The 22,234-nt window shown below is 46.5% G+C and carries 18 protein-coding genes; 14 read left to right on the plus strand and 4 right to left on the minus strand.

Annotation, left to right across the window (positions count from 1 at the left end):
* The first annotated feature begins 175 nt into the window (after positions 1-175).
* The 7 genes from hutI (at position 176) to J4N45_RS25795 (ending at position 10,461) form a co-directional block, all read left to right on the plus strand.
* Positions 176-1,408: an imidazolonepropionase gene (gene hutI, locus J4N45_RS25765; protein WP_252015478.1), complete on the plus strand. Its 1,233-nt coding sequence runs from the start codon at positions 176-178 to the stop codon at positions 1,406-1,408.
* Complete coding sequence (hutG, locus tag J4N45_RS25770; protein WP_503058239.1) at positions 1,392-2,429, plus strand: formimidoylglutamase; 1,038 nt, start codon at positions 1,392-1,394, stop codon at positions 2,427-2,429. The genes hutI and hutG overlap by 17 nt, the downstream gene beginning before the upstream one ends.
* Before the next feature lie 99 nt (positions 2,430-2,528).
* A complete protein-coding gene (gene hutU / locus J4N45_RS25775) occupies positions 2,529-4,235 on the plus strand; it encodes a urocanate hydratase (RefSeq protein ID WP_252015482.1) in 1,707 nt (568 codons plus the stop codon).
* 10 nt (positions 4,236-4,245) lie between these two features.
* On the plus strand, positions 4,246-5,778 hold the full coding sequence (gene hutH, locus J4N45_RS25780; protein ID WP_252015484.1) for a histidine ammonia-lyase: 1,533 nt from the start codon (positions 4,246-4,248) through the stop codon (positions 5,776-5,778).
* Between the two features lie 388 nt (positions 5,779-6,166).
* The gene (gene gbpA / locus J4N45_RS25785) at positions 6,167-7,618 is read left to right on the plus strand and encodes an N-acetylglucosamine-binding protein GbpA (RefSeq protein WP_503057274.1); all 1,452 of its coding nucleotides are present in this window, start codon (positions 6,167-6,169) and stop codon (positions 7,616-7,618) included.
* A 228-nt stretch (positions 7,619-7,846) separates the two neighbouring features.
* The gene (locus J4N45_RS25790; protein WP_252015486.1) at positions 7,847-9,484 is read left to right on the plus strand and encodes a CehA/McbA family metallohydrolase domain-containing protein; all 1,638 of its coding nucleotides are present in this window, start codon (positions 7,847-7,849) and stop codon (positions 9,482-9,484) included.
* Between the two features lie 146 nt (positions 9,485-9,630).
* On the plus strand, positions 9,631-10,461 hold the full coding sequence (locus tag J4N45_RS25795) for a porin family protein (protein WP_252015488.1): 831 nt from the start codon (positions 9,631-9,633) through the stop codon (positions 10,459-10,461).
* A gap of 69 nt (positions 10,462-10,530) precedes the next feature.
* Here J4N45_RS25795 and J4N45_RS25800 read toward each other — a convergent pair whose 3' ends face one another.
* Positions 10,531-12,147: an NAD(P)/FAD-dependent oxidoreductase gene (locus J4N45_RS25800; protein ID WP_252015490.1), complete on the minus strand. Its 1,617-nt coding sequence runs from the start codon at positions 12,145-12,147 to the stop codon at positions 10,531-10,533.
* A gap of 211 nt (positions 12,148-12,358) precedes the next feature.
* Between J4N45_RS25800 and fdxA the strand changes: the two genes are divergently transcribed.
* Positions 12,359-12,682, plus strand: coding sequence for a ferredoxin FdxA (fdxA, locus tag J4N45_RS25805; RefSeq protein ID WP_042469860.1), 324 nt, complete (start codon positions 12,359-12,361; stop codon positions 12,680-12,682).
* Positions 12,683-12,773: 91 nt separating this feature from the next.
* Here the strand turns inward: fdxA and J4N45_RS25810 are convergent, their stop codons facing one another.
* Positions 12,774-13,508, minus strand: coding sequence for an RNA methyltransferase (locus J4N45_RS25810; protein ID WP_252015492.1), 735 nt, complete (start codon positions 13,506-13,508; stop codon positions 12,774-12,776).
* A 425-nt stretch (positions 13,509-13,933) separates the two neighbouring features.
* On the opposite strand from J4N45_RS25810, the gene codB reads away from it, so the two are divergent.
* From codB to J4N45_RS25825, 3 genes are all read left to right on the plus strand, one after another.
* Positions 13,934-15,178 (plus strand): cytosine permease, encoded by a 1,245-nt coding sequence (codB, locus tag J4N45_RS25815; RefSeq protein ID WP_252015494.1) that lies wholly within the window; start codon positions 13,934-13,936, stop codon positions 15,176-15,178.
* A 19-nt stretch (positions 15,179-15,197) separates the two neighbouring features.
* Complete coding sequence (locus J4N45_RS25820) at positions 15,198-16,475, plus strand: cytosine deaminase (protein WP_252015496.1); 1,278 nt, start codon at positions 15,198-15,200, stop codon at positions 16,473-16,475.
* A 303-nt stretch (positions 16,476-16,778) separates the two neighbouring features.
* Positions 16,779-16,988, plus strand: a complete 210-nt coding sequence (locus tag J4N45_RS25825) for a cold-shock protein (RefSeq protein ID WP_006069145.1) — start codon at positions 16,779-16,781, stop codon at positions 16,986-16,988.
* A gap of 105 nt (positions 16,989-17,093) precedes the next feature.
* Here the strand turns inward: J4N45_RS25825 and J4N45_RS25830 are convergent, their stop codons facing one another.
* Positions 17,094-17,804, minus strand: coding sequence for a hypothetical protein (locus J4N45_RS25830; RefSeq protein WP_252015498.1), 711 nt, complete (start codon positions 17,802-17,804; stop codon positions 17,094-17,096).
* A 567-nt stretch (positions 17,805-18,371) separates the two neighbouring features.
* Here J4N45_RS25830 and speA point away from each other — a divergent pair.
* The 3 genes from speA to J4N45_RS25845 all read left to right on the plus strand — a co-directional run bounded on the left by speA (position 18,372) and on the right by J4N45_RS25845 (position 21,576).
* On the plus strand, positions 18,372-20,282 hold the full coding sequence (gene speA / locus J4N45_RS25835) for an arginine decarboxylase (protein ID WP_128650441.1): 1,911 nt from the start codon (positions 18,372-18,374) through the stop codon (positions 20,280-20,282).
* Positions 20,283-21,209, plus strand: coding sequence for an agmatinase (gene speB, locus J4N45_RS25840; protein WP_252015500.1), 927 nt, complete (start codon positions 20,283-20,285; stop codon positions 21,207-21,209).
* Positions 21,210-21,342: 133 nt separating this feature from the next.
* Positions 21,343-21,576 carry a CG2 omega domain protein gene (locus J4N45_RS25845; protein WP_252015502.1) on the plus strand — a complete coding sequence of 78 codons (234 nt, stop codon included), beginning with the start codon at positions 21,343-21,345 and terminating at the stop codon, positions 21,574-21,576.
* A 65-nt stretch (positions 21,577-21,641) separates the two neighbouring features.
* Here the strand turns inward: J4N45_RS25845 and J4N45_RS25850 are convergent, their stop codons facing one another.
* A complete protein-coding gene (locus J4N45_RS25850) occupies positions 21,642-22,160 on the minus strand; it encodes a DUF2058 domain-containing protein (RefSeq protein ID WP_252015504.1) in 519 nt (172 codons plus the stop codon).
* Positions 22,161-22,234 lie beyond the last annotated feature (74 nt).

A 22,234-nucleotide genomic window follows, 5' to 3' on the forward strand; every position in this document is an offset into this window, starting at 1 on the left:
CCTCCATCATTTAAATTACTTCGCTAGCCTTTTTAAACAAAGCGTTAGCGATGATCCACTGCTCTCTCCCATCCCAATTAATTTCAAACTTGATCACATTTCGTTCAACCTCACTTGAACAATTGTATATATTCATCTATTAATTTGTATATACAATAACTATTCAACGCACACTATGAATCTGATCCTTACCAACGCGCGCATTGTTACAATGGAGCCGGGTATTGATGGTTACCTCCCATCAATACCTTGCACGCTGGTCATCCGTGGCGGATACATTAACGCGATCCTCCAAAACGAGAACGAGCTTGAAGCCTTACACAGGGACATCACCGACGATGTTCCCGTATTCGATTGCAAAGACAAAATCATCACTCCAGGACTGATCGACCCTCACACCCACTTGATCTTTGCTGGTAGTCGAGCACAGGAGTTTGAGAACCGCTTGAACGGCATGTCATATGAAGCAATTGCCAAAAGTGGAGGTGGTATTAACAGTACGGTTAAAGCCACCCGAGAAGCCTCTATCGAGGAGCTTGTTGAGCTCGCATTACCAAGACTCGATAGCCTAATCCGCAGTGGGTGTACCACAATCGAAGTTAAATCTGGTTATGGTCTGACGCTCGACGATGAAGTGAAGATGTTGCTAGCCGCCAAAGCACTTGAGAACCATCGCAGAATTAATATCACCACCACCCTACTCGCCGCACACACCGTGCCGCCCGAGTTTCATGGTCGTGCTGATGACTACATCGACTATGTCACTGGCACTATTATTCCCCACGTGGCAAAACACCAACTTGCTGACGCTGTTGATGTTTTTTGTGAATCGGTTGGCTTTACGCTCGAGCAAACCAAGCGAGTTTTCCTAGCAGCCAAGGAGCACGGGCTCGCCATCAAAGGACACACCGAGCAACTGAGTAGCCTCGGTGGAAGTGCCCTAGCTGCTGAGTACAAAGCGCTATCCGTCGATCATATTGAATATCTAGATGATGGCGGCGTAAGAGCACTGGCAAGCAATGGGACCGTCGCAACTTTGTTGCCGGGAGCGTTTTACTTCTTGCGAGAAACCCAGCAACCACCAATACAAAGCCTAAGATCCCAAAGCGTTCCAATGGCAATTGGTAGCGATTTGAATCCGGGTACTTCCCCTTTTGCCAACCTTCAATTGATGATGAATATGGCTTGTACTCTGTTCCGCTTAACACCAGAAGAGAGCCTTCGTGGAGTCACGTGCCACGCCGCAAAAGCCATCGGGCAAGACCAGCATATTGGGCAAATCAAGCTAGGCTATCGCGCTGATTTGGCAGTATGGAACATCGACCATCCGAGTGAGCTTAGCTATCAGTTTGGCATGAGCGGACTTAGCAAACGAATCATTGCAGGGAGTGTTGAAGATGTCCTCTAAACACCACACCCCATTTGTCTGGACGGGTCGCGACGATCTCGAGGACGACGATAAGCGCTATCGAGTTCATCATAAGATCCAAACCACTCAAGACGCTCAAAGACCATGCCTACAATTAATGGGCTTTTGTACTGATGAGGGAGTAAAACGCAACAAAGGACGAGTTGGTGCTCAGCAAGGTCCAGATGTTATTCGTGCTGCCTTGGCAAATTTGGCATGGCATCAAGACAAAGCGATTGTCGATATAGGCAATGTAAGCTGCTCTGATAGCCAGTTGGAACAGCATCAAGCAGCAGCTTCAGAAAAAATCACTCAACACCTTCCCAATGGCCCTATTGTTGTAGTGGGCGGTGGTCATGAGATTGCGTGGTCTTCATTTAAAGGACTGTCCGATTATTTATCGGGGGCGAACAGCGAATCAGATGAAAAACCGAGTATTGGCATTATCAATTTCGACGCCCACTTTGATCTCAGAGAATACCAATCAAAAGATAGAACATTAAAAGACGTCGAACTTAAGCCAAGTTCCGGCACACCCTTCTCTCAAATCGCCGACTATTGCCAAGCCAAGGGGCACCCTTTTCATTACCTCTGCTTAGGAGTGAGTGAAACTGGCAATACAAGAGCCCTGTTCGACAAGGCTGATGACTTGCAAGTTCAATACATCAGAGACACCGAACTCTTTGATACCCCACTGCACGATAATATCGCTAAATTGCAACGCTTTATCGCCAATGTCGATATCGTTTATCTAACGATTGATCTAGATGTCTTTAATGCCAGCCTAGCACCTGGAGTCAGTGCACCCGCCGCATTTGGAATGACGCTCGAGCAGTTTATCCCGCTGCTCAACACCATTCTTGCGAGCAATAAGCTCATGCTTGCTGACATCGCTGAATATAACCCGAATTACGACATTGATAACCAAACGGCCAAGCTCGCAGCAAGAGTGTGCTGGCAAATACTGGTAGCAATGTCTAACCAGAATGTTCAAACAGGTATGCACACACAACAGCAGTAATCGCCAACTAATAACGTAAACACTCTCTGCCCACGCTCACAACAGAGGCGCTACCACAATAAAAGCGTCAAGTAAGGCAGAGTTCAAAAGGAAATGACAATGACAAATAAACACCATTCACGCCTTGATACGTCTCGCTCAATCAAAGCGCCTCGCGGCACTGAGCTCAATGCGAAATCGTGGCTAACTGAAGCTCCCCTTCGCATGCTAATGAACAATTTGGATGATGAGGTAGCTGAACACCCTCAATCGCTTGTTGTCTATGGCGGCATAGGACGAGCAGCGCGCGACTGGCAGTGCTACGACAAGATCGTCGAAGTACTTAAACGTCTTGAAGACGACCAAACACTGTTAGTTCAGTCAGGCAAACCTGTTGGTGTCTTCCCTACGCATAAAGACGCACCACGAGTGTTGATTGCTAACTCTAACCTTGTTCCTCATTGGGCAAACTGGGAACATTTCAATGAGCTCGATAAACAAGGGCTCATGATGTACGGTCAAATGACCGCAGGGTCATGGATCTACATCGGTTCACAAGGCATCGTTCAAGGCACTTACGAGACCTTCGTTGCTATCGCTAAAAAACACTTCAATGGTGACGCAGCCAACAAATGGATTCTAACTGGTGGCTTAGGTGGCATGGGCGGTGCACAGCCTCTCGCAGCCACTATGGCAGGCTTCTCAATGATCGCTGTTGAGTGTGACGAATCACGAATCGACTATCGCCTAAATACTCGCTATGTCGATACTAAGGCGCATTCACTCGACGAAGCTCTCTCAATCATTAAAAACAGTGACAAGCCAATTTCAGTCGGTCTACTGGGAAATGCAGCGGACGTCTATGCCGAACTGGTTGAGAGAAACATTACGCCAGACGTGGTAACCGATCAAACCTCAGCACACGACCCTCTCAATGGCTATCTGCCGCAAGGCTGGAGCATGGAATTTGCCAAACAGCAGCGTGAGAGTGATCCTGAAGGCGTTGTAAAAGCGGCAAAAGCGGCGATGGCAGTGCAAGTTCAAGCCATTTTAGATATGCAAGAAAGAGGTGCGGTTGCCACCGATTATGGCAACAACATTCGTCAAATGGCGCTTGAAGAAGGTGTACAAAATGCCTTCGATTTCCCTGGTTTCGTGCCTGCTTACATTCGAGATTTGTTCTGCGAGGGCATAGGACCGTTCCGTTGGGCTGCTCTATCGGGCGATCCAGAAGATATCTACAAGACCGACCAAAAAGTAAAAGAGCTCATTCCAGACAACCCTCATCTTCACAATTGGCTGGACATGGCGCGCGAACGCATTCAATTCCAAGGCTTACCAGCGCGCATTTGCTGGGTCGGTCTTAAAGACCGCGAACGCCTTGGCCAAGCCTTCAACGAGATGGTAAAAAGTGGTGAACTAAAAGCCCCAATTGTGATTGGTCGCGACCATCTAGATTCAGGATCGGTTGCTAGCCCAAACCGTGAGACGGAAGGCATGATGGATGGCTCAGATGCTGTTTCTGATTGGCCGCTACTTAATGCTCTGCTCAATACCTCCGGAGGGGCGACATGGGTGTCTCTACATCACGGCGGTGGTGTTGGCATGGGCTTCTCTCAGCACAGCGGAATGGTGATTTGCTGTGATGGCAGTGACGACGCTGCACGCCGCATCGCGCGAGTACTGCACAATGACCCAGCGACAGGCGTCATGCGCCATGCGGACGCTGGCTACGATATCGCCAAGCAATGCGCGAAAGAGCAAGAACTTGACCTTCCTATGTTGGATACACAAGCGCTAGATACACAAGACAAGAGCCATGGGTAAGGAGTCCGTCATGTTGAAGTTAGTTCTAAAACCCGGTCAGTTGACCCTTGCTCAGCTTCGTCAGTTGAGCCGCTCTCCAGTCAACCTCTCTCTCGACCCTGCTGCAATCGAAGATATTGAAGCCAGTACACGAATCGTCGAGCAGGTTATCGCCGAAGATCGCACTGTATATGGCATCAACACCGGGTTTGGCTTACTCGCTAACACCCGCATCGAGCCAAACGATCTTGAGATCCTACAAAAAAGTATCGTTCTATCCCATGCCGCTGGTATTGGTGAGCTGATGAGTGATGAGACTGTCAGATTGATGATGGTATTAAAAATCAATAGCTTGGCTCGTGGCTTTTCAGGTATCCGTCTAAAAGTCATTAATGCCTTAATTGAACTAGTCAACTCTCAGGTCTACCCTTGTGTGCCTCAAAAAGGCTCGGTTGGTGCCTCTGGTGACCTCGCTCCTTTGGCTCATATGAGCACCATCTTACTCGGTGAGGGGGAAGCCCGTCATAACGGTAAGATTATCAGCGGATTAGAAGCCCTGCAGATAGCAGGTTTGGAACCCATTACCCTCGCGCCAAAAGAAGGACTCGCACTTCTTAACGGGACACAGGCGTCGACGGCGTTTGCATTGGAAGGTCTGTTCTTAGCTGAAGATCTGTTTGCCTCTGCCACGCTTTGCGGCGCGATGTCCGTGGAAGCAGCACTTGGCAGCCGACGACCGTTCGATCCTCGCATTCATCGCGTGCGCGGTCATCGCTCACAGATGGACGCAGCACAGGCTTATCGCCACCTACTTGAAAACAGCAGTGAAATTGGCGACTCACACCAATGCTGTGAAAAGGTACAAGACCCCTACTCATTGCGTTGTCAGCCACAAGTGATGGGAGCTTGCTTACAGCAGATACGCAATGCCGCAGAATCACTACAAGTCGAAGCGAACTCAGTGTCAGACAACCCGCTCGTGTTTGCTGATGACGGCGATATTATCTCTGGAGGGAACTTCCATGCTGAGCCAGTGGCAATGGCAGCAGATGGGCTAGCACTAGCGATTGCCGAGATTGGTAGCTTGTCGGAAAGGCGAATGGCACTATTGATCGACAGTGCGCTCAGCAAGCTGCCACCGTTTTTGGTGGATAATGGCGGTGTAAACTCTGGCTTCATGATTGCTCAGGTTACCTCAGCAGCCTTAGCCAGTGAAAATAAGACTCTCGCCCACCCAGCGTCAGTAGATAGCTTGCCAACGTCAGCAAACCAAGAAGACCATGTGTCCATGGCAACTTTTGCGGCAAGAAGGCTTAAAGACATGTCGGAAAACACTAGAGGGATCTTGGCGGTCGAATATCTCGCCGCGGCTCAAGGTTTAGACTTCCGTGCCCCTCTAAAGTCCTCACCGAGAATCGAGCTAGGTAAGCAGATCTTGCGAGAATCAGTCCCCTTCTACGATAAAGATCGGTATTTTGCTCCGGATATTGCCAAGGCAAACGACATTATAAAACTCGCGCTTCACAATGGGTTAATGCCAGAGCACATTCTTCCAAGCTTATAACGCCCAAAAATCTATCCTATCGATAAAGGGGTCAGCGATTAGCTGACCCCTTTGCTATTCTACTTTTTTCCTTTTGAGAACCAAATGTCACTTAAGCAGCACTGCCTATAACATCAAAGCTCTATCTGAACTTTCTCACTCAATGATAATATCAACATTAACAATAGCTTTAGTATAAATTGACAGAACAATCCTCTATTTTTTGTCACTAAAATGCTAGAAAATCTATTTTATAGAGTCCCATTCCATATCTGATTTAATCCATTCGCCAGACTTATTTTTCCACTCTAAATTACTCTCAGCACTTGTAAGAAAAAAGTGACAAGAAGAAAAAAACTGTTAATTGCACACTCTGTGCTGAAGAAACTGATTAAGAGAAGGTATTGGTATGAGACACACTAAAGTCTTGATTTCAATGGCAACTATTGGGTTAGTTGCCAGCCCACTTGTTCATAGCCACGGCTATGTCTCAGCGGTTGAAAACGGCGTCGCCGAAGCTCGTGCAACGCTGTGTAAGTATCCGGCAGACACCGGAGAGCAAAACGTAAACTGTGGTTCTGTTCAATGGGAACCACAAAGCGTTGAAGGATCTGAAGGCTTTCCAGAAGCTGGTCCACCAGACGGTCAAATCGCTAGCGCAGGTTTGTCACAGTTCTCACCACTCAACGAGCAAACAGCCGATCGTTGGGTCAAGCGTCCAATTCAGTCTGGTATGCAAAATTTTGAATGGACGTTTACTGCAAACCACGTAACCCGAGATTGGAAGTACTACATCACGAAACCAAACTGGAACCCGAATCAGGCACTGACTCGTGATTCATTTGACCTTAATCCATTCTGTGTTGTCGATGGTAACATGCAAAAACCACCAAAGCTGACAACGCACCAATGTAACGTACCAGCTCGCGATGGTTACCAAGTGATCTTGGCGGTTTGGGACGTAGGTGATACCGCTGCCGCTTTCTATAACGTGATTGACGTGCAGTTTAGTGGCGACAATCCTGGTATTCCGGGTTGGACACAAGCAGGTACGATTAACCCAACGATGGACCTCAAACCAGGTGATTCAGTTTATACCCGAGTGTTTGACGCCAACGGAGAGCTACCAAGTCTTTCGACCAGCGTTACGATTGAATCGGAACAACAAGGTCAAGCAAACCAGTGGTCTCATGCACTGGCAACACAGATCAATAGTGAACATAGCAACATCAAAGCGGGCCAGCCAGACAACAACGGTAACATTGCTCCAGTCTACGGCAGCAACACTGTCTATGTGGCAGAGAACAGTGCTCTAGAGCGTGTGGAAATCGGCTACGACATCGTTACGCCTCCACCAAGTGCAGGTGCAGAAGTTACTGGTCTTGATACTGAGTACACGATTGGCGATACACCTGTTACGCTAGCGCTTAACGTCGCGGCGACAGGGAAAGTAGCGGTCACTTTGAACGTCTATAATCATGCACAAGAGTCACTGGCAAATAGCGAGTTAAACCTTGAGGATGGTGACAGTCAGAATGTTGATTTAGTTTTGTCTAAGTCAGAACCAGGGCATCATATGCTCGTTACTCGAGTCCGCGATGAGAATGGCAACCTAGTCGATCAAACAACTCAAGACTTTATGTTAGTTGATGCATCTGTGCCTGGAGACTACGACTTCGTGTTCCCGGATGGTCTATCTCAATACACAGAAGGCACTAAGGTACTCGCGACAGATGGACACATCTATCAATGTAAACCTTTCCCTTACTCCGGATATTGTGTGCAATGGTCACCAACCGCGACTCAGTATGAGCCAGGTACGGGCAGTCATTGGACATCGGCTTGGGATAAGCTGAACTAATTGTTCTGCCGGAGCAGGCGACTTTCCCCTTCGTCTGCTCCTACTTATTACTTTCCTCAGAGCCCGCTACCAGCCCCAAAACATACAGCAACCCAAACAAAAACCAAAAAAAATAAGTCATTGTTATACAACAAATTAATAGAAAAACGCGTAATATTCCGTTAATGCAAATGACATAAATCGCTCCAATAATAGCCGGCCTCATAAAGACCCACTTGGAGTAATAAAATGGCACTAACTACTAGGCCAGCATCACTAACCATTGCAATCGCACTTTTACTTACCCTTACAGGGTGCGAACAAAAAAGCCAATCCCAAACCACCGCACCACCCAATACACAAAAAGGCGATTGGTACGCAGGAGACCTACACGTTCATACTGCGGTTTCTGCGGACGCAAGGGATGAAGCGACCAAAGTACTCGACCTCGCCTTTGGTGAACTTGGGCTCGACTATGTATTTTTATCTAACCATATGCGCGACAACAGCCAAGATCATCAAGACAACAACGTCGGTAAACAGCTCTACCACCAAGCGCTACTTACCTATGAAATGCCGGAACTAGCATACCTGCAGGCTAACATGTACCCGGACAAATCACTCAATACAACATTTGAGTGGGACATGCCGGGGCACGAGCATTACAACATCGCCATTTTGGGTGACACAGAGCAAGCAGAAAAGGTCTTTGATGCCATTAAGCTATTTGAGTATCAGTTCAGCTATAAAAATACTGTCGACCAGTTTGACCCAAGCGATGTAGCGAAATGGAATCAACAAGGTATTAAACGCTACAACGGCTCTACACATACCGATCGCGCCGGAAAGCACAGTGACGCCATCAAAGCACTTAAATGGCTACAGGATAATCACAAAAACAACAGCTACGGCATGCTCAACCATCCTAGAAGGTACGTTAAAAGTTATACTATTCAAGAGATAAGAGATCTGAATAATGCCGCTCCAGATGTATTCTTCTTGCTTGAGGGAATGGTGGGTGGTCAGTTCAATAAAGAGCGCGGCAGTTACGAAATCACCAAAGGTGAAACATACTCAGCAGGCACTCTGGGTGGCGTCGACCCTATGGTGGGCAAACTGGGTGGCTGGTGGGACTCTCTACTGGGAGAGGGGCGAAAAATCTGGAATATCGCTAACTCAGATCATCACTTCAAAATACGTAACACCTATACGAGCAGCTACTACCCTGGAGAGTATGCAAAGAACTATACCTTTGCCAAGAGCAAAACGACGATGGATTTATACCGAGGCTTGAAGGCGGGTCAATCGTTTGGCGTCTATGGTGATCTTATAGATGCGCTAGAGTTCACCCTTAAATCCAACGGTAAAACGACCGTAATGGGCGGCGAGTTAAACGTCAAAGCTGGTGATCAAGTGACTGTAACGGTGCGCTACAAGAGCCCTGACTTTAACAATCGTGAGGTTAATGCTGGCGATGAGATGTTTGGAATCGGATTGAATCCTGGTGTGCATCATATCGATCTAATAGCCGGTCAAGTCACTGGACTGATTCAGCCTACTGACCCGAACTACGGCAACACAACAAATCCTACTACTAAGGTTATCAAGAGCTTTACGGAGGAGGATTGGCAATTGGACTCTGAAGGCTATTACGCCATGACATACCAATTCACCGCGCAAGCGAACGAATACTACCGATTACGCGGTACAAACTTGGATTACAACGTCGAGGGGGCAACAGTTAATGGTGAGCCTCAGATAACGCAGGCGGTAATTAAAAAAGATAATGAGAGTAACCAAGACTACTTCAATCGATTAACAGATCGCTTTTACGACGACCTGTGGTTTTACTCTAACCCAATCTTCTTAACAACTCGAAAGAGCTGACAAATACGCGACGCCTCATGAAGATGGGGCGTTTATTTGAGCTTTTCATCTCACATTCTCATCACAGTGAACATACATACTAAACATAACTATAACCTTCTGATATATTTCTAACTCTACTCAATAAAATTTGTTTGGTGATAGAAATGGATCTTCGTCATCTTGTCATAACGGGCTCACTGTTAGGAGCCACCACATTTCCCGCAGTTTCCGGTGAGTTTCACATCGCTGGTGGCGCATTTTTTTCTCAGGCAGATACCTCTATCGGCGTGACAAACCCTAATACCGGCAATGAGTTCGACTTAGATTTTGAATCAGATCTCAGCCTCAAGGAACGTTCGACACTGCCATACTTGCTTGTTGGCTACGACTTCAACGAACGTCACGGCATTTTTTTAGATTGGCGCAGCCTTCATCGTAAAGCGAGCAATCAAGCGGTAACAAAACCATTTGAGTTGCCAGGAGACGGCAACATGGAGGTCCAAGCAGGGGCGCGCATCGATTCTACACTCAATATCGATATTTTGCGCTTTGGTTATAACTACAAGTTCTATGACGGTGAGGATTGGGATTGGAAAGCCTCAATAGGCTTGCACGTTATGAACTTTAAAGTGGGTTTTGGTGGTGAATTAGGCGTTCGAGTAGATGACACAACAGAGTTAATACCTGTGAAAGATGAGGAGTTCACTGATTTAACGGCCCCGCTTCCCAACATTGGCCTTATTACCGACTATCGCATTAACGATAATTGGCATCTACTTGGCCACGCGCAAGTTTTTGCTCTGAGTATCGAAAACATTTCAGGGTTACTGCTCGATCTGGGAGCTGGAGTTGAATATAAGTTTACTGACGACTTTGGTCTAGCAGCAACGTACAGCTACTACGAAATTAATGTGGATTATGGTCGTGATTTTGCAGACTTGGACGCGAAATTTAGATTCTATGGACCAATGGCTACGCTAACTTACGTGTTCTAACTGCCAGAGACTAAAAAGCCCACCTAAGTGGGCTTTGCCTGTTATTTACGAGATTAAGTATTAGCGAGATTAGGCCTCAGCCAAATCTTCAACCATTGCAAGCGCAAGCGCCTCAGCAACTTTGATTCCATCAATACCCGCTGACAAGATACCGCCCGCATAGCCCGCACCTTCACCCGCAGGGAAGAAGCCTTTCAGGTTCACACTCTGGTAGTCTTTGCCACGTTTTATACAAACTGGAGAAGACGTGCGTGTCTCTACGCCCGTCAATAGACCATCTGCTCCCGCAAAGCCTTTGATCTTCTTATCAAAAGCAGGAATTGCTTCACGGATCGCTTCAATAGCAAAATCAGGAAGCGCTTTAGAAAGATCAGTCAGTTTGATGCCCGGTGTGAATGACGGCTCAACATCACCCAGTGCACTTGGATCGTTACCTTTTAGGAAATCACCAATTTTTTGAGCTGGCGCGTCATAGTTCTCACCGCCCAATACATAAGCATTACTCTCTAGCTCACGCTGGAAACGGATGCCCGCAAGTGGATCTCCTGGGTAGTCGTGCTCTGGTGAGATACCAACAACGATGGCGCTGTTCGCGTTACGCTCGGCGCGCGAATATTGACTCATGCCGTTAGTTACAACTCGGCCTTCCTCAGAGGTAGCCGCAACGACAGTTCCGCCTGGGCACATACAGAAGCTGTAAACCGTCCGACCGTTCTTACAATGGTGAACCAGTTTGTAGTCAGCAGCACCTAGAATTGGATTACCTGCATTGGGACCAAAGCGCGCTTCATCGATAACAGATTGCTTGTGCTCTACACGGAAACCTACCGAGAAAGGTTTTGCTTCCATGTAAACACCGCGTTCATGCAGCATCTCAAAGGTATCGCGAGCACTGTGACCAACAGCGAGAACGACATAGCGTGTTTTGATTTCTTCGCCGTTCGACAACGTTAGACCTGTAATTTGGTCATTGTCCATATGAATATCGTCAACGCGAGTGCTAAAGCGGATTTCACCACCAAGCTCGATAATTTTTGCGCGCATCTTTTCAATCATGGTAACCAGCTTGAAGGTACCGATGTGAGGCTTGCTCACATACATGATTTCTTCTGGTGCACCAGATGCAACAAACTCTTCAATTACCTTGCGGCCGTAGTGCTTAGGATCTTTGACTTGGCTATACAGTTTGCCATCAGAAAATGTACCTGCACCACCTTCACCAAACTGAACGTTGGATTCAGGGTTTAAGTTGCGCTTACGCCAAAAACCAAAGGTATCTTTGGTACGTTCACGAACTTCTTTACCACGCTCCACAATAATTGGCTTAAAGCCCATCTGCGCAAGAACCAAACCCGCGAACAAGCCACAAGGGCCAAAACCGATAACTACTGGGCGCTCAGTTTGGTTAGCTGGCGCTTTTGCCACAAACTTGTACTCCATATCTGGAGTCACTTTTACATGTGGATCGTCAGTAAACTTCTCGAGCAGTTCTGCTTCGTTCTCTACAACCACATCTAGCGTATAGATCAGCAAGATGCGTGTCTTTTTGCGGGCATCGTAACCGCGCTTAAACATGTTGAAAGAGATCAGTTGGTCTTCAGAGATGCCAAGCTTTTTCAAAATGGCTTGGGAAATTTCACCTTCCTCGTGATCAAGAGGCAGTTTGATTTCGGTTAAACGTATCATGGAATGGTCTCGCGTCGTTGGTGTCTTAGCTCGTAAACACTGGGCTTACTCGCTCACAATGGCGCGCATTTTACGTTAACTTGAATTGTCTGTCATACTTAATTGAATTTTGCAGGTGAGAGACTGCCCGAGTCATCGCAAGATGTTGAATTTTGCGTCGGGATCAGTATTATCGCCCCTCCACAAATTAGGCTAATAAGAGTTAACCACCATGGCATTTGTCGTTACCGATAACTGTATTCAATGTAAATATACCGACTGCGTAGCGGTATGCCCTGCTGACGCCTTCCACGAAGGTCCAAACTTTATGGTGATTAACCCGATTGAATGTATCGACTGTGGACTTTGCGTTCCTGAGTGTGATGCGCAAGCTATCTTCCAAGAAGATGAACTGCCAGAGGACCAAGTGGTTTACATCGAACTCAACGCAGAATTATCTGAGCTATGGCCAGTACAGACCGAAGTCAAACCGGCAATGGAAGACGCTGAAAAGTGGAATGGCGTACCAAACAAACTTGGTATGCTTGAGAAGTAATCCGATAGCAAAGCCCTATTAAGCCCCATAATTCAAAATACTATCGTCACCCCTGCGCAGGCAGGGGTCTACTTAAAGCACGCGTCAGTCTTTAACTATGCTGACGTCGATAGTTATCCATAATAATCCCCGTCGCCATCGCTACATTAAGCGACTCAGCACCACCAAACGACGGAATGGTGATCTTGTCAGTGACATATTGCTCTGCTTCTGGACGAACGCCATGTGACTCACTGCCCATCAACAATATACCTTGTTCCGAAAAATCCGTTGAGTGAACACTTTCACCTTCAAGGAACGCACCGTACACCGGAATATTCGCCTCGTTAAGATAACGAGGAAGATCCAACAAAGTCACTTGAACGCGACCAAAGCTGCCCATGGTCGCTCGAATGGTCTTAGGGTTATACGGATCCGCGCAATCGCTGCTGGCTACAATGTGTTTGATGCCATACCAGTCGGCAATACGAATTATCGTCCCCAAGTTTCCCGGATCAGAAACACCATCAAGCGCGATCATCATACCTTCCGCGGACGGCGCTTGAACTTTAGGGATCTCTACAATCGCTACAGCTGCGTTGTTACTAACTAGAGAGCTCGCTTTAGTAAGCTCTTCTAAAGACGCCTCGATGCAATCATATTGACTAAGCTCGCGGGCATGTTTTTGCAGAAAATCATCGGTAGCAAAGACCTGCTTTACAACCAAGGAAGTGTCGACAAGCTCAAGAACGTTTTTCTCGCCCTCAACCAAAAATAGGCAGTGCGCTTTGCGCTGTTTCTTTTGCCCAAGGGCTCTTAGAAGTTTTAGTTGGTTTTTTGAAATCATTGTCTTACCTCAGATGAAAGCGCGCGCATTATATACTTAATTACTTGCTTGATGCGAGCCTACTCCGACTCTTGGCGCATGATCCTCTTCTCTTTAAAGCCCATAGCTTCATGAAGGAACAAGTAAACTTTCAATTTTAAGGCTATGAAACTAATTTTTAGCTAAAGTAATTAAAAAGCCCACTTAGCCCTCTAGAGCAAACGGTTGCCATGGTCAGGTAGAAATTAATTATGTTTTTTCCAAATTAATGACCTACTAATAACCATATGATTAATAGGACTAAATCACCATACGAACTAAAAAAGCATGATTTTTTGCCTAATTGACGGCTTGACACTGTGATTTACATCACCATAATACGCGCCGTTTGCCTAAAATACGGGTAAACGTACGACAAATAGATTTAATGAATGGTGAGGTATCAGATGTCTGCGGATAACAACTACAGTTTAGGGCCGGTTCCAATATCGGCGAGAAAGGGAGTCGCTTCATTAACCATGGTGATGCTTGGTTTGACTTTCTTCTCCGCAAGTATGTGGACTGGTGGTTCCCTTGGTACTGGTCTCTCATTTAATGATTTCTTCCTCGCTGTTCTCATTGGTAACCTCATCCTTGGTATCTACACTTCCTTCCTCGGTTACATTGGCGCTTCTACTGGTCTCTCTACTCACCTTCTTGCTCGATTCTCTTTTGGTTCTAAAGGCTCTTGGCTCCCTTCTGTATTGCTAGGCGGTACGCAAGTAGGTTGGTTTGGTGTAGGTGTGGCTATGTTTGCCATCCCAGTTCAAAAAGCGACCGGCATTGATACCAACATCCTTATCTTAGTAAGCGGTCTATTGATGACTGCAACGGTTTATTTCGGTATTTCAGCGCTGATGGTTCTTTCAGCTATCGCTGTTCCCGCTATTGCCATTCTGGGTGGTTACTCAGTACTCACCGCTGTCGATAGTGCTGGCGGCGTTGCGGAGCTTCAAAAGATTCAACCCGCAGAGCCTCTCGACTTCTCAGTAGCACTTGCGATGGTGGTAGGTTCATTTGTCAGCGCAGGTACACTGACTGCCGACTTCGTTCGATTTGGCAAAAAGCCAATGGGCGCGGTGTTCATTACTATGGTTGCCTTCTTTATTGGTAACTCGTTGATGTTTATCTTTGGCGCTGCAGGTGCGTCGGTAACTGGTCAGTCAGACATTTCCGAGGTAATGATTGCTCAGGGTCTACTACTTCCTGCAATTATCGTTCTGGGTCTAAACATCTGGACGACCAACGATAATGCACTCTACGCTTCAGGCCTTGGTTTCTCTAACGTGACGGGGCTACCAAGCAAGTATCTATCTATGGCTAACGGTGTGGTCGGTACCTTGTGTGCTCTTTGGCTTTACAACAACTTTGTTGGCTGGCTAACTTTCCTATCACTTGCTATCCCACCAATCGGCGGCGTAATCATTGCAGACTTCCTTATCAACCGTAAACGCTACGCAAATTTTGATACGGCAAAATTCCAAACGGTAAACTGGGCGGGTATCATTGCTGTTGCTATTGGTGTAGCAGCAGGTAACTTCCTACCAGGCGTTGTCCCTGTAAATGCAGTACTTGGTGGCGCTCTGAGCTATCTTGTACTTAACCGTCTTCTTAACGCTAAAACAGCTCAGCTAGAAAACGCTGACGCGTAATTATTAGGAACTTGATGCCATGTCATCTTTGCTTATTCAGAATGCAACCATAAACGGCCGAACAGGTCAGTTTGACCTCCTTATTGAAGAAGGTGTATTCAAGGCGATCGAACCAGCGGGAACCTCATCGTTCGGCGCTGACGACGTGATTGATGCTACTGGTCAAATGGCGACTGCGCCATTTTGTGAACCTCACATTCACTTAGACACTACTCAAACTGCTGGCGAGCCAAGTTGGAACATCTCTGGCACTCTATTTGAAGGCATTGAGCGTTGGGCTGAGCGTAAAGCGATGCTATCCATCGAAGATGTTAAGCGCCGCGCAAAACAAACGCTAAAATGGCAAATAGCGAACGGTATCCAACACGTTCGCACCCACGTTGATGTCTCTGATCCAACCTTGACGGCGCTAAAAGCGATGGTTGAAGTTCGTGAAGAGATGAAACAATGGGTGGATATTCAGATTGTGGCGTTCCCGCAAGAAGGCATCCTTTCTTACCCAAATGGTAAAGAACTATTAGAACAAGCCGTACAGCTCGGTGCTGACGTTATCGGTGCTATCCCACACTTTGAGTTCACACGCGAATACGGTGTAGAGTCGCTGCATTATGTGTTCGAACTAGCACAAAAATACGACTGCTTGATCGACGTTCACTGTGACGAAATCGATGACGAGCAATCTCGTTTTGTTGAAACGCTTGCAGCTCTGGCTCACAAGTTTGAAATGGGACATCGCGTTACGGCAAGTCACACGACCGCAATGGGATCTTATAACGGAGCTTATGCGTCACGTCTATTCAGGCTACTAAAAATGTCTGGCATTAGCTTCGTTGCCAACCCGCTAGTGAACATCCACTTGCAGGGCCGCTTCGATGACTATCCAAAACGCCGCGGCGTCACTCGCGTGAAAGAAATGCTCGCAGCTAACATCAACGTTTGCTTTGGTCACGATGACGTATTTGATCCTTGGTACCCGCTCGGCACCGCAAACATGCTACAAGTTCTGCATATGGGACTGCACGTTTGCCAAGTAATGGGTTACGATCAAATCAACCAATCTTTGGATATGATCAGCCACAATTCAGCGCGCGCACTAAACATTCAAGAAACTTATGGTTTAGAGATAGGTAAGCCAGGTAGCTTACTGCTGCTGCCTGCTGAGAACGGCTTTGACGCGGTACGTCGCCAAGTCCCAGTGGGTTACTCTATCCGTAAAGGTAATGTGATCGCTCGCACAAAACCGGCCGAGACATCTATCAACTTAGGTGCAGAAGAAGCCATTACGTTCAAACGCTAGTAGTGCCTTAAGCGAATATCTTACTCAAATGCAAGAGCAAGCGACGAAATCGCTTGCTCTTTTTTCATGATTTAACAAGAAATTCATTTAAACCGTCCATAGGTGTGGTACACTGCGCATGCTCTGGTGTTCAGAGAGTTATTTAAAGTAAGAGTAAAAAGAGTACGAGAAGTATTGTCAGATGTTTCCCCAGCGGGTATTTGTCATTCGTTTTTCCCATTTACAGCTTGATTAAATAAACAGAACCACAAAGCAAGATCGCCGCAAGGCAAAAATTTTAATCTTAAAAGTAAGGGACATAACATGTCTAACACAAATACTGGCACTGTAAAATGGTTTAACGAAGAGAAAGGCTACGGCTTCATCGCACAAGAGAACGGTCCAGACGTATTCGTTCACTTCCGCGCTATCTCTGGCGAAGGTTTCAAAACTCTAAAAGAAGGCCAAGCGGTTTCTTTTGGTGTTGAGCAAGGCCAAAAAGGTCCTCAAGCTGTAAACGTTATCCCTCAATAATAACGTTAGCTAGCAAATTCAAAAGGCTTCGATTACTCGAAGCCTTTTTTGTATCTATCGCATTTCCATTTCATGACCTACTCTCCTTCTCCCCATAAGCTCAATTTAGAAGTCGAGATAGAAGCCAAACTCAACATTGCTGCTATCTTCAACAGGCCTCCCTGGACGAACTCGGTACTGACCCTTGGTATATTTCACGTAAGGTTGGACGTAGGGCGTGTTCAGTGTTGCGGATAGATCAAAACTATTTCTGGTACCATTTTCAAAGCCATGTTGTGAAGTCAGCACATCGACATTGTAATTTGCGCCAAGATCAACCATTGGGTGAATGCTATAGCTAACGCCTAAGGTGTTTTTCCACTCTTGTCTGTGATTAGCATAATCGATTGGGTCTGGCAGTTCATAGGCTTTGGTCGTGTCACGCCACTGGTAGTAAGTATCCCAGTAGACAAACAGGCTCGGCGACACCGAATACCCGTACATAAAGCCAATATCATGAATATCAATCGACTCATCAAAACCGTACTGCCCGTACACACTGAAGTAGTTTCGCTCTATCAACCAATCGTAGCTAAGCCCAAACTGCAAATAGCGATCGGTATCCACCTCTGCACTCACTGTAAGACTTTCAGTGGCCGCAATATCGACACCAAAGACCCCGATAGTTTCATCTTGGTACTGAGTGGCTTGGACGTTGAAATCAATAATATCAGCGAGTGATTGCTCCTCAGCGGCAACTGAAAGTGGAAGAGCCAAAGAAAAAACAGTGATCAGTCCGTTGCGTGAAAGCTTCCATGGAAAACTAGTGTTTCGCATGCAATAAATTCTCTGTATGGGTAAGTAACAACTTGGAGTTTGCACTTAGAGGTGTTCACCTGAAGTATCACTATGATGCTGGATTGCTGATGTTTAAAAAACTGAGCCAAAGATATAGCTGATATTTACCTTGTAAATACCAAGCAGAGTCATTTTTAAACCAACCGCTATGATGACAGCAAAAATTTCCGTTCCAAATTGGATCAAATGCAGATCGACACCTTTAATAAAACCAAAGGCGATGTGAGCCAAACCGCTCGATGACTCGGTATAAGTGCTGGTACCAACGACCTAAAGCTCAAAAAGCTTGTTTACAACCAATCATAATCGAAAGGATTAATTATTTTTGTTAGACATAGGGGGTGATTTATCCGTTAATGCGCACGAATCTTAAGTACACGCTCCACAACATTTGAGTACTTAAGACGCGTTTCGTGAGCGTCATGGAAGATCATCACGGGGTTTGATTTTTCAGGTAAATGCTTCTTCTCAATCATCAAATCGAGCAGCAATTCGAATAACATAAAGATGAGCGACAGCCTGAACACATAATAAGTGAGACACGCTGTGACAACGACTTCAAAGCTAGACCGCGTTCGTGCGGATTACAACGTCCAATACTGGAGCCAAAACTTCTTCGGAATCAATGACGATGGCGACGTCATTGTTTCCCCTCATAAAAATGGTCAACATCAGGTACCTCTCAACAAGATTGCTAAGGCACTTGAAGACAAAGGACTTACATTGCCTGCACTGGTGCGTTTTCCGCAAATTATCCACCAGCGCGTGCACGGTATCTGTGATGCATTTAACCAAGCGATTCAAGACTACGGATATCAAAACGAGTACCTGCTTGTTTACCCTATCAAAGTAAACCAGCAAAAAGACGTTGTAGAACAAATCCTCGAAAGCCAAGCGGAAGCCGAAACCAAACAGCTCGGCCTAGAAGCAGGCAGTAAGCCAGAGCTGATGGCAGTTCTGGCAATGGCACAGCGTGCTAGCTCAGTGATTGTTTGCAACGGTTACAAAGACCGCGAGTATGTTCGCTTAGCTCTCATTGGTGAAAAGCTTGGCCACAAGGTCTTTATCGTTCTAGAAAAGCTGTCTGAGTTGGATATCGTGCTCAAAGAGGCGGCGGCACTTAACGTCAAACCTCGTGTGGGTCTGCGTATTCGCCTAGCCTCTCAAGGGGCGGGTAAATGGCAATCAAGTGGTGGCGATAAATCTAAGTTCGGTTTGTCTGCCTCACAAGTACTGCAAGTTGTCGAGCGTCTAAAAGCGCAAGACCAGTTGGACATGCTACAGCTTGTTCATTTCCATTTGGGATCGCAGATGGCGAACATTCGCGATGTACGAAACGGGGTTAACGAGGCGGCTCGCTTCTACTGCGAGCTTCGCAAGATGTCTGTGCCTATCTCTTACTTCGATGTAGGCGGTGGTCTAGCGGTCGATTATGACGGTACACGCAGTCAGTCGAGCAGCTCCATGAACTACGGACTTGCTGAGTACGCTCGAAACATCGTGAGTACAGTTGGCGACGTATGTGCGCTGTATGAAGAAACCGCGCCGGTTATTATTTCTGAGTCTGGTCGCTCTCTCACTGCGCACCACGCGGTATTGATCACTAATGTGATTGGTACAGAAAGCTATAATGTTCAGTCTGTTGATGCGCCAGCAGAAGAGGCTCATCCTCTGCTTCAGAATATGTGGCAGAACTGGCAGAGCCTAAAAGGTGGTACTGACGCCCGCGCTGTAATCGAGATTTACAACGATACACAAAGCGACCTAGCAGAAGTACACACCTTGTTTGCATCTGGTGTGGTTGATTTGCATCAGCGCGCTTGGGTAGAACAGCTCAGCCTGAGTATTTACGGTGAACTGCATCGTCAAATGGACAACAAGAATCGCTTCCACCGACCGATTCTTGATGAACTTAACGAACGATTAGCAGACAAGTTCTTTGTGAACTTCTCTCTATTCCAGTCGATGCCAGATGCTTGGGGTATTGAACAAGTCTTCCCTGTTTTACCGCTATCGGGGCTTGGCAGTGAAGAACAAACGCGCGCTATCATGCTGGATATTACGTGCGACTCGGACGGTACTGTGAAGCAATATGTTGATGGTCAAGGTATTGAATCTACCTTGCCGGTACCAGCATGGAACAAAGATGAACCCTATTTGATGGGCTTCTTCCTTGTCGGTGCTTATCAAGAAATTCTTGGCGATATGCACAACTTGTTTGGTGACACCCACAGCGCGGTTGTGAACGTTACCGATGAAGGCGAGTTTGAATTTACAGCGATCGACCTAGGCGATACCGTCGAAGACATGATGCGCTACGTTCATATTGACGTAGAAGCGATCAAGCAAAACTACAAAGAGCTTGTAGAGCGTCACATCGACGCTGACGAACAAGCGCTAATTTTAGAAGAACTAGAGTGCGGCCTAACCGGTTACACCTATTTAGAGGATTTTTAAATGAATGATTTGTTTACAAAAACCGATTATTCACTGTACTCGAACGCAATGACATTCTTGCGTCGACCTTACGTGAAAAACCCAGTTTCTGCCGACGCAGACGTGGTGGTTTTTGGTGTACCTCTAGACATGGCGACCTCTGGTCGCCCTGGCGCTCGAATGGGTCCAGACGCCATTCGCCGCGCTTCGGTTAACCTAGCTTGGGAAGGCAAAAAGTTCCCATGGGACTTCAACGTATTTGATACAACCAAAGTCATCGATTCAGGTGATTTGGTATTCGATACCGGAGATGCAGAAGATTTCACCTACCGTTTAGAAGCGGCAACCAGTGAGATCTTAAAGAGCGGTAAAACCATGCTGGCGTTGGGCGGTGATCACTTTATCACCCTGCCAATCCTGCGTGCTTATGCTAAGCATCATGGGGAAATGGCATTGATTCATTTTGATGCTCACACTGACACGTATGCGAACGGCAGCAACTATGACCATGGCACCATGTTCTACCATGCGCCAAAAGAGGGCTTAATCTCAGCGAAGCACTCCGTGCAAATCGGTATTCGTACTGAATATGATTACGATGACCACGGTTTTAATGTGATTAACGCCATGCAAGCTAACGATCAGAGTGCAGAAGAAATTGTTGCGCAGATCCGCAATATTATTGGTGATAAGCCAGTTTACATCACTTTCGATATCGACTGCCTCGATCCAGCGTTTGCACCAGGTACTGGCACACCAGTATGTGGTGGTTTGAATTCAGACAAAGTATTGAAGATCATTCGCGGTCTGGCTGGTATCAACGTTGTGGGTATGGATGTGGTTGAGGTATCGCCTCCCTATGACCAAAGTGAATTGACTGCATTGGCAGGCGCGACGATTGCCCTTGAGCTTCTTTACGTTTGGGCGAGTAAAGAAAGCCAAGACTAGCCAGCGGCATAAAGCGAGGTACTGATACCTCGCTTTTTTATAACCACGATTTGTCGTGGCGTAAAATGACAAATCCTCTTTTACCATTTATCTAAACTATGCCTCATCCCAACACCTATGAGGCACTACAACCATGCGTAACCTACTTCTTATTGTCGCAGCTCTATTACTACCAGTATCAGCAAGCTATGCCAGTATTTCTATCAAGACTGATAATCTTGAGCTCAGTGAAGACTGTGTAAGCTACGAGTCAGACCGAGTACGAATCGAGTCGGAAGAATGCGATCGTAAACATCATAAGAACAAGGATAACCGTAGTGCACACGGAAAAAACAATCCTGGTAAAGGACATGGTAAGAAGAAATAGCACAGTCACTGATAGAAAAAAGCCCAATATATTGAATATATTGGGCTTTGCTAAAGTATCCGAGATTACCACATCAGATCATCAGGCACGACGTATTGTGCATATGGGTCATCTTCTTCGACCACTTCTTCTTTAACATCATTTTCAATGACAGTTTCTTGATCACGCTCTGCAATCTTTTTCGCCACAACCGTCGGAATCACTGCATAGCTCTCTTCAAGGCGAGCAATAGACAGGTTGCCTTTGCTGAGTTGATCGCGGATTTCTTGTGTTACATAGAGGGATTTCACTAGCGTGCCGTCGGTGAAGTTGTATTTGATGTCACCGTTGCCATGTTCGATGGTGTTAAGAGTGATCAGTTGCTTTACCTGAGCTTTGATTTCTTTGCTCAGTTTTTCTTCGTCACGCTGCTTATTCAGTGCTTGATCGCGCTCTTTTTGCGCTGCTTTGTTCTCTTCAACGGCCGCTTTAGCTTCGCGTGCTTGAACACGTGACTTCTTTGAACCTTTCTTGGCTTTCTTCAGTTTTTTCTCGTTGACCAGACCTGCTTTTAGCATCTGCTCTTGAAGGCTTAGTTTCGACATGAAATGCAATCCTAGTTTGTTCTCACAATTGTGTGCATGATCCCAAGAAAGCCCTTGAAGAGCAAGTCCAATCC

Origin of the sequence: Vibrio sp. SCSIO 43140 (assembly GCF_023716585.1) — a bacterium.
Classification (GTDB): domain Bacteria; phylum Pseudomonadota; class Gammaproteobacteria; order Enterobacterales; family Vibrionaceae; genus Vibrio; species Vibrio maritimus_B.

Coding starts and splice junctions, on each gene's coding strand:
- hutI (WP_252015478.1), top strand. CDS start 176: ATGAATCTGATCCTTACCAACGCGCGCATTGTTACAATGGAGCCGGGT.
- hutU (WP_252015482.1), top strand. CDS start 2,529: ATGACAAATAAACACCATTCACGCCTTGATACGTCTCGCTCAATCAAA.
- hutH (WP_252015484.1), top strand. CDS start 4,246: ATGTTGAAGTTAGTTCTAAAACCCGGTCAGTTGACCCTTGCTCAGCTT.
- gbpA (WP_503057274.1), top strand. CDS start 6,167: ATGAGACACACTAAAGTCTTGATTTCAATGGCAACTATTGGGTTAGTT.
- J4N45_RS25790 (WP_252015486.1), top strand. CDS start 7,847: ATGGCACTAACTACTAGGCCAGCATCACTAACCATTGCAATCGCACTT.
- J4N45_RS25795 (WP_252015488.1), top strand. CDS start 9,631: ATGGATCTTCGTCATCTTGTCATAACGGGCTCACTGTTAGGAGCCACC.
- J4N45_RS25800 (WP_252015490.1), bottom strand. CDS start 12,147: ATGATACGTTTAACCGAAATCAAACTGCCTCTTGATCACGAGGAAGGT.
- fdxA (WP_042469860.1), top strand. CDS start 12,359: ATGGCATTTGTCGTTACCGATAACTGTATTCAATGTAAATATACCGAC.
- J4N45_RS25810 (WP_252015492.1), bottom strand. CDS start 13,508: ATGATTTCAAAAAACCAACTAAAACTTCTAAGAGCCCTTGGGCAAAAG.
- codB (WP_252015494.1), top strand. CDS start 13,934: ATGTCTGCGGATAACAACTACAGTTTAGGGCCGGTTCCAATATCGGCG.
- J4N45_RS25820 (WP_252015496.1), top strand. CDS start 15,198: ATGTCATCTTTGCTTATTCAGAATGCAACCATAAACGGCCGAACAGGT.
- J4N45_RS25825 (WP_006069145.1), top strand. CDS start 16,779: ATGTCTAACACAAATACTGGCACTGTAAAATGGTTTAACGAAGAGAAA.
- J4N45_RS25830 (WP_252015498.1), bottom strand. CDS start 17,804: ATGCGAAACACTAGTTTTCCATGGAAGCTTTCACGCAACGGACTGATC.
- speB (WP_252015500.1), top strand. CDS start 20,283: ATGAATGATTTGTTTACAAAAACCGATTATTCACTGTACTCGAACGCA.
- J4N45_RS25845 (WP_252015502.1), top strand. CDS start 21,343: ATGCGTAACCTACTTCTTATTGTCGCAGCTCTATTACTACCAGTATCA.
- J4N45_RS25850 (WP_252015504.1), bottom strand. CDS start 22,160: ATGTCGAAACTAAGCCTTCAAGAGCAGATGCTAAAAGCAGGTCTGGTC.